Raw genomic sequence first — 14,270 nt, forward strand, 5'->3', positions numbered from 1 at the left:
TGTTTATCACACCAGGTTTCAGATCATGAGTGTTCGGGGTGGCATGTGGATCACTGCCGTCTGACTGCGCACGGGCCCAGGCTCAAGGTCTGCGTTGTCACAACTCGTGAGTCCGTTGCTGTATTCTTCCGGGCGACAGCCCGGTTTGGGCAACACCTGTTGCTAATGCTCTTCTGTTTCGCCAGAATCCGGAGACCGCTTTTTTGCCACAAGACAATCTGAGAATTTCGGTGATCCATGAAGACGTATCCCGGTTTGGCCTGTCTGGTGTTCGCAGTGCTGTCATTTGTCGCACCGACATGGACGTTGGCGCAGGAGGTTGAGAGCCAGCCAGCAGGTCCGGTTTCCGGGTGGAAGGCGGGCGTTGCAGCGACCGTAATTACACCGGAAAAATCAATGTGGATGTCCGGCTATGCGTCGCGAAAGACGCCGGCAGAAGGAAAGATCCACGACTTGTGGGCAAAAGCGATCGTCATTGATGATCCATCGGGCAACCGAATCGTGCTGGTGACGCTGGACCTGGTTGGAATTGATCGAGGAACCTCGACCAGCATTTGTCGGGCGTTGAAGGAACAGCACGATCTGGATCGGAGTCAGATTGCGATCTCTACGTCGCATACCCATTCCGGACCGGTGGTCGGACAGAATCTGATCACGATGTATGAATTTGGAGACGACCAGCATCAGTTGATTACCGACTATACGAACAAGCTCATCGGCGATGTCACACATCTGGTGGGTAAGGCGATCGCATCGCTCGAACCTGCCGTGATCCAGTATGGCGAGGGGCACTGTTCGCTGGCGGTCAACCGCAGGAATAATCGAGAGGCGGACGTCCCTAAGCTCCGAGAAAATGGCCAGTTGGTTGGGCCTGTTGATCATTCGGCCCCTGTTCTGGCGGTTCGCCATCCGGACGGTGCGTTGCGAGCCATCGTTTTTGGATATGCCTGCCATGCCACGGTGTTGAGTTTGATGGACTGGAGCGGCGACTGGCCCGGGTTTGCCCAGATCGAGCTGGAAAAGAATCACCCCAATGCGGTTGCTTTGTTCTGGGCCGGCTGTGGTGCGGACCAGAACCCCCTGCCGCGTCGTACCGTAGAACTCGCTCAACAGTACGGCCGACAGATAGCAGCCAGTGTTGAAGATGTTCTTGCGTCTCCTATGACGAACGTGACGGGCTCGATAAAGTCGACGTACACCGAGATCGATCTTGCACTTGGACCGCTTCCAACAAAGTCACAGGTGCAAAAAGATCTGGATGACGCCAATGTGTACATCACTCGGCGCGCCCGACGGCTGATGAAGACATTCGAAGCGGACGGCAAGCTGGCTTCCACGTATCCGTATCCGGTACAGCTCTGGAGTATTGGAAATGGTCTGGATATGGTGATACTGGGCGGTGAAGTGACAGTAGAGTACAGTCTTCGTTTGAAGGATGAATTGCCGGGTCCCACAACATGGGTCGCGGGCTACAGCAATGATGTGATGGCGTACATTCCGTCGGCGCGTGTCTTGATGGAGGGTGGCTACGAAGGTGCCACTTCCATGATCTACTACGGACTGCCTACCGTCTGGTCCGATCGGGTCGAAGAGCACATCGTGCGCACGGTTCACAAGCTTAAGTCGAATTCCGGCCGCGAATAACTGGAACATTGCGGAGACGCCCGGTCAAATTCCGTAATGACGAGTGGCAGATAGGCTGGCCCGCAACTTTCAACGGACCGGAAACAGAACGATGAAGAAAACGCAGGCTGTCGGAATCGACCTGGGCACAACCTATTCGTGCATCGCGTATCTCAGCGAACACGGACAACCGGTGACGATTCCGAATCAGGAGGGTGAACTGGCGACGCCTTCTGTCGTTTTTTTCGACCAGGATCATCCTGTCGTTGGCACCGAAGCGTTGCGGAATTCAATCGCGCATCCGGACCGAGTGGTCCAGCATGCAAAGCGATTCATGGGGGATTCCAGCAAGTACTGGAAGATTGGAAATGCCCGATATACTCCCGCGCACATTTCGGGAATGATTCTGCGGAAGCTTATCTCGGCCGCTCAGGAACAAATCGGAGAGATTCAGGAAGCCGTCATCACAGTCCCGGCCCAGTTTAGTGATGCACAACGCCATGCGACCGTTCAGGCGGGTTACGCGGCAGGCCTGGAAAAGGTGGAGATGATCAACGAGCCTGTTGCGGCAGCGTTGTGCCATGTGCTGGGACATGAAGGATTGCATTTCGCGGAACTTGCTGTCGATCAGCAACTGCTGGTGTATGACCTGGGAGGCGGCACGCTCGACCTTGCCGTTGTTAAATACACGACGGATTCAGTACGCGTCGTTGCTGCGGACGGCGACCTGCAGCTTGGAGGACTCGACTGGACACAGGTGCTGGTGGACATGGCTGCGGAAAAATTCATCGCGGACTTTGCCGACGACCCTCGCACCGATAAGGAAAGCCTGCAGTTTCTATCTCTTGAGGCCGAACAGGCAAAGCGAAGTCTTTCGGTACGCCCGCGTGCAGCTGTCACTGTCCAGCATGGGCGAAATCGAAGAACCTATCAAATTGAGCTTACGGAATTCGAATACGGCTGTCAGAAACTCCTGGAACGGTCTGAACTTGTCACACGCCGCATTCTGAAAAACAACAAAATGGGATGGGCTCACATCGATGTTGTTCTGACCACCGGCGGTTCGTCTCGAATGCCAATGATTCGAAACAGCCTGAAGAAGTTGAGCGGCCGAACCCTGAACAGCACCCTGTCCCCCGATCAGTCCATCGCGCATGGTGCGGCTCTGTATGCCGGAATGCTGCTGGCAAATTCACAGTATGCCAGAACTGTTTTTAACACCGAAACGTCTCAGCGTCTGGCGCGAGTCAAACAGCAGAGCGTTTGCGCCAGGCACCTTGGAATCCTGATTCGTGATGTCGAGACCGGATTGCGGATTCCCCATTATCTGATGGCTGCGAACACACCATTACCTGCATCGGTCAAACACGTTTTCGGCACGGTCGTTCAGAATCAAACCCGCGTCAACGTGCAGATCGTTGAGAGCGGGACAAGTCTTGATCAGCCATACACCATACTCGGCGCCTGTCGGATCACTGACCTGCCTTTGCATCTTCCCGAGGGCACGGAAATTGAAGTGACCATCAGCTACGATCATCAGGCTCGGGTTCACGTGTCTGCCCGGGAACTTAAGAGTGGTATTCAGGCCGAAGTGGACATTATTCGACAGGAGAACATGCAGGCGCAGCTTGAAACAGTCGGCACGGAGCAAGGTGACGAAGCGCTTGCGCGGGCAGCGACTTCTGCAGATGCCAACAGACAGACAAAAAAGAGGCCATCTGCATCCGCTCAGAATCGTCATGGCGATGACCAGGATGCTCTGGCAAGCGTGGCGGAAATTGCAACGACGCTGCAAACGCAGGATACCGACCACGGAGAAAACGATGACGAGTCGCTCGATCTGGAAGCCATTTCGCCGCACTCTGCCCTGTTAGAACTTTCCGATCTGATGGGCGGAACCGGGACGCAGGCCGATTCCTCTCAGCCCGTGCTGCTCTGCAACGATTGTGGAGAGCCACTGGATCGTTCAGGCAAATGCCATCGTTGTCCACCAGCTCGGGCCAGCGTCAAAAAGACGTCAAATCCAGCTGCAGAAGGCGATACTGTTCTGGGGGCGAAGAAAAGAGCCCGACGCAGGCCCGGGACTTCGGTTCAGGAAGGCCGCCCATCACCTTCGGTTCAGGAAGGCCGCCCATCACCTTCGGTTCAGGAAGGCCGCCCATCACCTTCCAGAAGCAAACCAGCTCAGTCGACTTCAAAGCCGGGGAAGGTGGTTCCTCAGCCCAGGCCTCGCAAGGCCAGGCCGGTCGACCCTGCGGAAGCAGAATTCTGGGATCTGGTCGACGAAGGTTAATAGAACAGGTCGAACTGGGGACTGCCAGTGATCCACCACAGCACAATGAAGTGATGGATCAAATCGCTGAGCACCAGGCCAATTGCCATGCATAACACCGTTCGACTTGCATTTGGCCAGCGATTCTCAATCCACATCGCCAGGGGAATCATGGCAAGGCCTATGTAGCTGTGATGAATGCGAACGCCCATTGTGACTCGACCGATAGTCGAAGCTGTATCCCGGGTTGATTCGAGCTTTGCACCAAATCGCAGCAGGCACGTGATGGCCTCAAAGATCAGGGTCCAGATCAGAGATTGCTTCGCAAGTTCTTTGGGTTTCATAGGTTCCTGTCGCTTGCCCGATAAAAAAGGCTGTCAGCGTGACGCCAGCAAATGCCACATCAAAGACCGTTTGATTGTTGCCTGTGGTTACAGAAAGCGACAGCGCATCCGCAGAAATCCAGCCATACCAGTCGTAATAATGTGTGCCGCAGAATCATCCCGCTGATTGCCAGTCTCCTCTCAATCTGCGGTCATGGTGCTGCGATGGCTTTAGCAAGGGCATGTCAGTGATCGATTCTGTCGCTTTGTCCATCGTGTTCGTTCATAGTACGTGTTCGTTCATAGTAAAGAAGAATGCGAAGAAGGCATCGTCCATGATCGCAGCATGAAGCTCCGGAAACTCCCCATTGTTGCCGGACCGAGAGTAAGATACGAAATTCTCCATTGGTATTTTCCATGAATCGTGAAAACGCTTCGTAAATTGATGCGGTGAGAAGTGTCTCGATCCATTCCTGGTCAAACCGGTGTCGTTCAGTTCCCCAACCTTTTCGCGAGCGAGATCAAAAGCGAATGAGTAAGAACAAGATAAAGATCTATGGATTTTTGCTGGCCATTCTGGTTTTGTATTCCGTCGAATCCTTGAACGCTCAGGGGTTCAGAGTTGGCACGGCGCGGCGAGTTATCACACCCGACCCATTGTTGCCGATTTCCGGTGGTGTTGGTGCCCCCAATCCGGCAGAGATCAAAAAGGGAGAAATCACGGCCCGGGCCATCGTATTTTCTGACGGTCAAACGACCATCGGAATCGCCGGACTTGATTTGCTTGGGTTCCCGTCCGTACTGGGCGATCGTGTACGAGCCAAAGTTCCGCAAATAGAGGGTGATAACATCCTGATTGGTGCAAGCCATACACACAGTGCACCCGATTGTTATGCATTTCCGTTGCCTTCAGGTGGTCATACTGGCGACCTTGATTTCATGGACTTCGTTTGTCAGCAAACCGCGGACGCCCTGAACGAAGCTTACCGGACGCTTGAGCCGGCAAGCCTTCGAGTGAATACGGACGTTGCTGCCGAACGAATCGCTTACAACTACTATGCTCCCGCGCTGTACGATCGAAGAATGGGAGTCATTCAGGCCATTCGCGCGGACAACAGCGTCATTGCGACGCTGGTCAACTATGCCATCCATCCGGAAGTTCTGGGAAGTGACGCCGGAATTCTGAGCCCCGATTGCATTGGTCCCATGTACGACCGCATTGAGAAATCGACGGGGGGAAATGTCGTTTTCATGAACGGTGCTCAGGGCGGCATGGTGACAGCCGACAATAGAGATCTGGGCCAACTGAAAGACCCGGTGAAGGCTGTCTGGAGCGATCACCGCACATGGGAAGAATGTGAACGAATTGGTCAGCTGATGGCGGAGGAGGCACTTCGAATCATTCAGAATGCTCCGACACAGAAATCGCCGTCAATCTCGTGCCGAACCGCTCGCGTGAAGTTCCCGGTAGATTCAGCCCAGATGTGGGCGATTATTGCGGGATCACCGCTTCAGTATCCCCATGACCCTGCCGACCGGTCCATCACAACTCGCATCAGTCTTGCCAGGTTAGGCGATGCGAGAATTCTGACAGTGCCAGGGGAAGCGTTGCCAAATATTGGCTTCTACCTGAAACGGAAAATGACATCCAAAAATGCAATGCTGTTCGGGCTTACAAATGATGCATTCGGCTACATCCTGACAGATGTCGATTTTGAAAGCTTCGATCGGTACAGCTATGTTTCGCGGACCAGCCTGGGGGAACGAACCGGACCAATCCTGATTCGTGAAGCTCTGAAGCTTATCGATGCGGATGACAAACGATAGCAGCTGTAGCGATGAGGCGTTCGGTGATGACACGGCCTCCAGCAACGACCGCGAATCCGCAGCGATTGCGAATCAGAAACAGGCGGAAATCGACGCGGGAGAAGTTTCAGCGGCGGATCGGGATGAGTTTCATGTCGTCGAAATCAAGGGTTCCGGTTGCACCATTCAGGCCGATGCGAATGATCATTTCTCTCGCGTTTTTTGGAACGGCGAAATTCGAACGGGCAAGTTGCCAGTTCAGACTGCCCCTCCATTTTCCGACAGTGGCGGAGCCAACTTCTTTCCGAATGTGATCGTAAAAGTGCACGTTGATCGAAGCCCGTTCGTACGGAGCTGCACCGTTGAGAAGCCCTTCAAAACGAACCCAGTACTGCAGTTGAATGCTTCCGATTGTTCGACCATCAATTGCGGTGCCCTGCAGAGCCTGCGCCAGTTCGCCGGGTTCTGTGTTTCTGAATCGAAGGCATCGGGATCCCTCCATCGGTTCGTCCATGCAGATTTCCGTATGTCGCTGGTAGTGCCAGCCATCGACGCGGCCGTCATCGTTTTCATCCTGTTCGAACGTTCCGTTAATAATCTCTGGCCGGGTTGGTTCGGGCTGAACGCGTCGCTGGCTTTCGGATTCGCCAGTCATTGGTACGAACAATGTAGAGATCAGCCGTTCCTGTTGAAGCTCACCATTCTCCTTCTTCAGGAGATAGAACGCCTGCTGGTAGCGTTCCCCGACAGGAATGATCATTCGACCTCCCTCCTTCAGTTGCTCCACAAGCGGCTGAGGCACCTTTTCGGGAGAACAGGTCACAATGATTCGATCGAAGGGGGCGTGTTCGGGCCATCCTTTGTAACCATCTCCGTCCAGAACATGGACATTCTCGTAGCCCAGATCCTGAAGTCGGCGGGATGCTGACTTTGCCAGCGGAGAGACAATCTCAATCGAATAGACCTCTTTGACGATCTCTGCCAGTACTGCTGCCTGGTAGCCGCTGCCGGTTCCGATTTCCAGAACCCTGTCATTGGGCTGGGGGTCCAGCGTTTCAGTCATGTAGGCTACGACATAGGGCGGCGATATCGTCTGCTGATGACCGATTGGTAATGCGGTGTCGTTGTAGGCTTGTCGCTTCTGCGCGCTGAGCACAAATTCGTGACGTGGCACCGTCCGCATGGCCTTCAGTACGGATGGATTCGAGATTCCCTCGGCCTCGATGGCGATATCGACCATTCGATTCCGCTGATCTTCAAAACGATCGTCGGCCCGAATCACCGTCGAAGTTGTTGCAGCCCCTGCAATGACCATCAGCAGGAGGACTCGCACCACTCCGGTTCCCGGATGTGCTTCCGGACGAAGCAGAGGTCGATGCAATGGAATACGAAACATGACACTGACCAATTCGGAAAATTCTTCATGGTAGGGAAAGTGAAAATCCAGTTGAGAGGATACCAGCTTTGAATCGATTGGATAAGGCGGCTTTCATTTTCGGCACGCTCTGTGATTCCCTTTGGGGCTTCGAGCTTTGTGAATTTCACGTGAAAAACCGAGGCCTGCGCGCGTCGCAAAAATGTCAACGTCTGTGGCCGGAAGAGTGCGAAATTTGGTGACATTTCGCGTTCGAAAATCGAAGACTCTTTGTAATTCGACACTTAGGTTCAGAGGGCCGAAAGTTGAGGCGGGAAACGGGTTCGACACGTTTGACACTCGCTCTCATCGCGTTACCATCGCCGCCGTTGAGTGAGTAAGCAACTCGTGACGACTTCTGCACTCGTCGCGAGTTTTTCCTGTCAAATTTCCCAGCGCCGCATCTTCCCTGACCGTTGATTCAGGCTACGCGATTGCTCTGCACAGCCGCGTCTCCTGGAAGTGGTTTATTGCGCGCTGCCGGAACGGAGGGGTGGCATGACGCAGCCCGTTGGTCACGACGACTCTGCACGCGCTGAACCTGCGCCTGCACTTTTAAAATCGATTCATCAGCCTCATGACGTCCATGCAACGCCATCAAAATTAAACGCTTCTGCCATCGTTCCAACGGTCAACGTTCCGTCAGGCAATACTCCATCGGGTACAGCGGAAGTCCGCGCGGCTGCGTCCGCAGCACGGCGAAACATTCGTACTCGGCTTGCCGTCAATGCGTCCCGCCGTCGGCCTGCTCGCGATACGACGGACCCGCACACGGTCATTCTTCATCCGTCTTCTTCAGGACTCGTTCGCACGCTTCAGCATAGCTCACCGGAGCCGGGGCAAGGCGACAATTCGGTCCCATTGTTGAAACCCGCTTCGACTCATTCTGCAAGGTCGGCCGGTATCGGCGTCCCTTCATCGGAGACGGCGGCTGATGCAATCCGTCACATCGTTGGTGATCAGGATTTCGCCCATTGGTTTCAGCGGCGTACCCGAATCAGAGTCTCCTCCGATCAGTTGCTGATTCACGTTCCGAACCCCTTCATTCTGAATTGGCTGTTGAAGCGATTTCGTTCTCAGCTCAGCGCCGCCGCTCAGACCGTTCTGGGGCCATCCGCCTCGTTTTTGCTGGAGGTTGACGCATCGCTGTTAAAGGCCGATGAATCCGGGGCGTCGGCCGGTTCAGTGCCATCCGTCGCTGATCGCGCTTCATCAGAAAACCAGATTCCGTCGACATCCGGGTCAGACAGCAGCGGTTCTGCCGTCAACCCATTTGCTCAGGCACGCAAAGGTCAGGCTGTATCGCCGGCCGGCTCTGCTCTTCGCAGGAAATTTCGTACGTTTGCAACGTTCATCAATGGAGACAGCAATAACCTTGCGGCACTGGCCGCGCGTCAGGTCGCATCAGCTCCGGGTGAACGATTTAATCCGTTATACATTTACGGTGGCACGGGCACGGGCAAGACACATTTGCTGGAGGGAATCTATTCTGAAGTTCGCCGCAGTCGCCCTCATGCTCAGGTCATGTACCTCACCACGGAATCCTTCACGAACTACTTTACATCGGCGCTTTCCAGCCGCACGGTTCCGTCATTCCGGCAGCGATTTCGAAACGTCGATGTGCTCCTGATCGATAACGTCGAGTTTCTCGACAATAAACGGGCAACGCAGGAAGAGTTTCTTCACACAATCGTGCAGGTGACCGAACACGGTGGCCAGGTCGTGGTGTCTTCGGACCGGCATCCACGCATGCTGACGAAACACCGCGAAGAACTGACCACTCGTTTTATGGGAGGATTGGTTTGTCGCATCGAAAATCCGGATGAAGAGACATGTCTGTCAATTGCACGTTCGACTGCGATGAACCTGACGGCGCAGTTCTCTGACGATGTCCTGCAATACGTTGCTCGACGCTGCCGAAAAAATATCCGCGAAATTCAGGGGGCATTGAACAGTCTGGATGGCCAGTACAGTCTCAATGGTCGTCGCATTACACTGGCGACCGCCCGGGAAGTTCTGGGCGAACTGACTCAGGAATGTCACCGGCTTGTTCGCATCAGTGATGTCGAACGTGTCGTCTGCGAAGCCTTTGGGGTTTCCACTTCAGATCTGCGATCATCGACTCGACGAAAAGCCATCAGTCTCCCAAGGTCGATCGCCATGTTTATTTCCCGCCGTATGACGAAGTCTGCGTATCGGGAAATCGGACTTTACTTTGGCGGTCGCGACCACAGTACTGTCGTGGCGGCCGAACGCCGAATTGCTGAATTGATTTCATCTGAAGCTGCGATGCCCCTGCCATCCTCCTGCACAGGCAAGTCTGTGCCGGACGTCATCGAAGAACTACAGGCACGCCTGATAGCGATGGCATCCTGAATTCAGCCGTGGTCATTGTGGACCGGGCTGCGAAATTCAGGATGAGCGGTTTTCAAATGTTGGCGGCTTCGTCACCCTTCTCCGGTCGTTCCTCCTTTGCGTCGGTCGGTGCATTGCCGCCGGCAGTTGCGCCCGCATCTTCGATGTCGTCGTCGGGTTTGGGCGAGGCACCAGTAACCTGTTCGGTTGGACTGGTGAGTTTGTCCTGTAGTTGAAATTCTTCGATCAGTTCTTCACGCCGTTGAGCGACTGCCCGATCGAACTCGGACAGTACATCCATGGCTCTGTCTTTGGATGTGACGAGTCCAATAATCAGATACTGCGTAATGGCCAGCAGGTAGCAGGTCCAGCCGACCAGCCACCGTTCCCAGTGTCGTTCGAATTCATTGGATGCTTTTCGCGCGTCAGGCATGATGTGTGAAATTGTATCGATTGCCATGATAGAGTCTGCGGGGACAGATCCTGTGGCCTGATGGGCAATCGACCAGGAGATCAACTGTGAACGATCAATCATGGCCTGATTCGAATCCATGGACGCAGGCAGATTCGAACCAACAATCGCGCACATCATCGCAAGAACGGGTGAGGAACGGTTCATATGGCGGCAAATGACGCCCTTCACGATGGCCCGCTTCTTTTCCCAGATTTCTTTGAAAACGTTGCGGCCGGGCTTCAGCTTCGGGGGCCCGGGATGAATGACGGCGAAGATCTCCTGATCCGGCATCGCCTCAATCACGCCGATGGCCAGCATCAGCCGCAGACCCATCGTTAACCAGTCGGCTTTATCCAGCCAGTCGACGTTGCTCATCCAGCCGAACAGCAGATGCTCCATGTTTGCCGTTGCCGCCAGAAGAAGCAGCGCGCCGCGGAACCATTGTTCGAGATCTTTTTCGAGTTCATCGTTCAGATCCTGAAGGCGAAAAACCCGGCGCATGACGAACCGAAAAAACGGGATTGCAATCAATCCGACTACAACCCGTGTCACCGGGCGCAGCATGGATTGAAACAGTGGCAGGTTCATCAAGGCTCGAAACAAGCTGCCCACGAACGAACGATCCCTTTTCTAACGGGTGTGACCAACGACAGAGACACCCTGAAAACAGCAGAGTCTGAAATAGAATACTGAGTATGGCAGAACGATGGGCCACACTTTCTTCAAGTTGACCTGAGTGGACTGTATCCTTTGCAGACACTCGACCACAACGGCTGAATCGTTTTCAGGATCAGATCAATGTTTGGAATGGCTGGGGAAACGGAATTCGATGTCCGCTTCCAGATCTTCGGAATCCCCGTACGAATACACCCTGTTTTCTGGCTGTCATCGGCCTGGCTGGTGTGGGGGCCGGCAAATCGCAGGCCCGAGCTCATCTTTATTGGTGTGCTTTGTGTGCTGATTTCGGTCCTGGTGCATGAACTCGGCCACGCACTGATGGCACGACGCTTCGGCTATCCATCCGAAATCGTACTCTATTTTCTTGGTGGCTATGCCACTTCAACCCACTTCTCGACCTGGCGCCGCGTGAAGGTGTCGGCGGCCGGCCCCGGGGCTGGGTTGGTACTCTTTGCTGTGACGTGGGCCATCACATACTTTTCACCAGACTTGTTTTTCCAGAGTCCCGGATTTGAGTTCGCCATGTACATCATGCTCTTCGCGAACCTCGTCTGGAACATCATGAATCTTGTGCCGTGTCTTCCACTGGATGGAGGAAACATCATGGCAGCGCTTCTTTACCACTATCGAATTCGCTCACCGGAAACCGTCGTTCGTCAGGTTTGCATTGCCTCATCGGGTTTCGTGGCATTGTGGGGGACGTATTGTTTTCAGCAGAATTCACAGGGGCTGCCGGCAAATGTGATTCCCCTGCCGTCATGGATGGTGCCGGGGATTAACGTCGACGCCATTCAGCCCGATCCCAAGTTCCTGATCATCATGTTCGGCCTGTTGTGCGCACACCATGTCAGCGAATACAACAACATCCGGCGGTATTGAATGGCAATGAACATCAGAATGGCAGTGTCAGCTCGCCGTTTAAAGGATTCCTGGGGAATGCCCGGGAACGGTGTTTCGACGTCTGACCTCCCCTGCCCTGACAACCTGTGAAAAAAGAAACTGCATTTCCCAGTGAGAGAATGATGCTCGGAAAACTTCGGTCAACCTGTCTCTTGCTGATGCGCCTGATTTCCTGCCAGGTCTACTCTCAACACACCGCTAACCTGACAGCCTGTTCAAGAACGGGACTGGCTCGAGCAGGCGACCTGAAAACACGATGGTTTCCCGTCGTCCTGCGTGCCCGTCCCGGTTTTTCAACGGACAGCTAAGCTAACGTTCCCTCCATCAGCATCGAAGGACTTTGAACGATGAAACGAACGATCCAGACAATTCAGTTTCTGCTTGTTCTGATCAGTACGACGGCAGTGCTTGCAACCTTCGTTTCCTGCCCTGCGGATGGAGCAGATCGGTTGCTGACAGAAAATCCACAGCTCGCACGCTGGTTCGAGAACCAGGTTAAAGAAATTGAAGAGACCAAATCCCTGTTCAATTATGAAACTCTGGATGAGTGGACAGCTGCAAAACCAAAGCTTCGGCAGCAGCTGTTTGAAATGCTGGGGCTTTCACCGCTTCCCAAACGAACTGAACTGAATGCGGTGACGACAGGTGTCAGTGATTCTGATGAATTTCGAGTTGAACGCGTGCATTTTCAATCGATGCCCGGACTTTATGTGACCGGCAATCTGTATCTTCCCAGGCATGCCGACGGCCCCTTACCCGCGATTCTTTACGTTTGTGGTCACGGAAATAACAAAGTGAAGGATGTCAGCTACGGCAGCAAGACTTCGTATCAGAGACACGGCAGCTGGTTTGCTCGCAATGGATATGTCTGCCTGATTATCGATACACTGCAGCTGGGAGAAATCGAGGGTATTCACCACGGCACGTACCGCTACAACCGCTGGTGGTGGAATTCCCGAGGTTACACGCCTGCAGGCGTGGAAGCGTGGAACTGTATTCGGTCACTGGATTACCTCCAGAGTCGCTCCGAAGTCGATGGAAGCCGAATTGGTGTCACGGGCAGATCCGGCGGAGGAGCGTATAGCTGGTGGATCTCGGCTCTGGACGAACGTATTCAGTGTTCTGTCCCTGTTGCGGGCACAACGACGTTAAGAGATCATGTTGTCAACGGATGTGTCGAAGGTCATTGCGACTGCATGTACATGGTCAACACCCATCGCTGGGACTATGCCACCGTCGCAGCGCTGGTTGCACCGCGGCCACTGCTGCTGTCCAACACCGATAAGGATTCGATCTTTCCGCTCGAAGGCGTCATCGAAATCCATCGTCAGGTTCGTCACATTTATGACCTGTATCAGAAACCAGATCATTTTGGTCTGCAGATCACCGAAGGCCCTCACAAAGATACACAGGAACTTCATATTCATGCATTTCGCTGGATGAACCGCTTTCTGCGCCATAACGATGACATGATTGATACGCTGGCCGTGAACTTCTTCGAACCTCCGCAACTGAAGGTATTTAGTTCGCTTCCCTCAAATCAAAAGAACACGCGAATTGACGAGATATTCGTTCCGACGGCTCAGAGTCCCGGGGGAGAAATCTCTGATCGCTCCGTGAACCAGTTTCAGCCGGAAACAGCAAATAAACGCATCCACGAGATCGCCCTCCAATGCTTGCAGTCGTGGCCAGACTCGCATGAACACAAATATGCTGTCGACAAATCCGGCTTGCCCCTTAAAGCGGTTCCGCCGGGCAAGGTAACTGTCACGCGATACGAAACGGAATCACAGCCACTCGTCCCCATCGCCATCGACGTTCTGCAGAATCCGACGACGAAGCTGGAAACGTGTCAATCCATTACTGTCATCCCCGGTGATACGAAGCTTTGGAACGATTGGCAGAGTTATTTTCAGGCCGATGCGAAAACGGCTGGAAACACCGGGAATTCCATCGATGCTTTGATTCAGCAGGTCACACCAGATCATGCCGTCGCCTTCGTCTGGACGCGGGGGTACGGCCCAAATCAGTGGAAAGGTGACGATCGCAAGCAGATTCAGATCAAACGTCGATTTCAACTGATTGGTACGACCGTCGACACCATGCGCATCTGGGATGTTTGTTCCGCCATCCGAATGTTGCGGATGAACAACGAGGCGATCGCGATCAAACTGCAATCAACATCATCGAATTCCAACGTATGTTTGCTGGCTTGTTTGTTCGAGCCCGTGAAGATGTTGTCTCTTGTGAAACGAGACAATGATTCAACATCAGATACCGCCATACTGAATCTGGACAGAACAATCACAACGGAAGAACTTGTCGCGCTGGCATTAACGCAATGCGATATCCAGGTTGATGCGATGGAACCAGAGTTTGAATTTGCCGCAAAGGTTTCAGAATCAAGCCACTGGCCCGGCCACAAATTGACGGCACGTTGATGTC

9 protein-coding genes are annotated in these 14,270 nt (G+C 53.9%); 6 read left to right on the forward strand and 3 right to left on the reverse strand.

Annotated elements, in window-relative coordinates; all coding sequences use genetic code 11:
* Nucleotides 1-237 precede the first annotated feature (237 nt).
* Nucleotides 238-1,644, forward strand: a complete 1,407-nt coding sequence (locus R3C20_01940) for a neutral/alkaline non-lysosomal ceramidase N-terminal domain-containing protein (protein MEZ6039237.1) — start codon at nucleotides 238-240, stop codon at nucleotides 1,642-1,644.
* Between the two features lie 91 nt (nucleotides 1,645-1,735).
* Entirely contained in the window at nucleotides 1,736-3,916 is a 2,181-nt protein-coding gene (locus R3C20_01945; protein MEZ6039238.1) for an Hsp70 family protein, read from the forward strand.
* On the opposite strand, the gene R3C20_01950 is transcribed toward R3C20_01945, so the two are convergent.
* On the reverse strand, nucleotides 3,913-4,239 hold the full coding sequence (locus tag R3C20_01950) for a hypothetical protein (protein ID MEZ6039239.1): 327 nt from the start codon (nucleotides 4,237-4,239) through the stop codon (nucleotides 3,913-3,915). The two genes, R3C20_01945 and R3C20_01950, sit on opposite strands and share 4 nt — an antisense overlap.
* A 510-nt stretch (nucleotides 4,240-4,749) precedes the next feature.
* Between R3C20_01950 and R3C20_01955 the strand changes: the two genes are divergently transcribed.
* Nucleotides 4,750-6,045 carry a hypothetical protein gene (locus R3C20_01955; protein ID MEZ6039240.1) on the forward strand — a complete coding sequence of 432 codons (1,296 nt, stop codon included), beginning with the start codon at nucleotides 4,750-4,752 and terminating at the stop codon, nucleotides 6,043-6,045.
* Between the two features lie 106 nt (nucleotides 6,046-6,151).
* Here the strand turns inward: R3C20_01955 and R3C20_01960 are convergent, their stop codons facing one another.
* Nucleotides 6,152-7,420, reverse strand: a complete 1,269-nt coding sequence (locus tag R3C20_01960) for a protein-L-isoaspartate(D-aspartate) O-methyltransferase (protein MEZ6039241.1) — start codon at nucleotides 7,418-7,420, stop codon at nucleotides 6,152-6,154.
* A gap of 516 nt (nucleotides 7,421-7,936) precedes the next feature.
* Here R3C20_01960 and dnaA point away from each other — a divergent pair.
* Nucleotides 7,937-9,814, forward strand: coding sequence for a chromosomal replication initiator protein DnaA (gene dnaA, locus R3C20_01965; GenBank protein MEZ6039242.1), 1,878 nt, complete (start codon nucleotides 7,937-7,939; stop codon nucleotides 9,812-9,814).
* Between the two features lie 52 nt (nucleotides 9,815-9,866).
* Here the strand turns inward: dnaA and R3C20_01970 are convergent, their stop codons facing one another.
* Nucleotides 9,867-10,859 carry a hypothetical protein gene (locus R3C20_01970; protein MEZ6039243.1) on the reverse strand — a complete coding sequence of 331 codons (993 nt, stop codon included), beginning with the start codon at nucleotides 10,857-10,859 and terminating at the stop codon, nucleotides 9,867-9,869.
* Nucleotides 10,860-11,045: 186 nt separating this feature from the next.
* Here R3C20_01970 and R3C20_01975 point away from each other — a divergent pair, with 186 nt between their 5' ends.
* A complete protein-coding gene (locus R3C20_01975; protein ID MEZ6039244.1) occupies nucleotides 11,046-11,804 on the forward strand; it encodes a site-2 protease family protein in 759 nt (252 codons plus the stop codon).
* Between the two features lie 368 nt (nucleotides 11,805-12,172).
* Entirely contained in the window at nucleotides 12,173-14,266 is a 2,094-nt protein-coding gene (locus R3C20_01980; GenBank protein MEZ6039245.1) for a prolyl oligopeptidase family serine peptidase, read from the forward strand.
* Nucleotides 14,267-14,270: the final 4 nt, after the last annotated feature.

Source organism: Planctomycetaceae bacterium (assembly GCA_041398825.1).
In the GTDB taxonomy this organism is placed as follows: domain Bacteria; phylum Planctomycetota; class Planctomycetia; order Planctomycetales; family Planctomycetaceae; genus F1-80-MAGs062.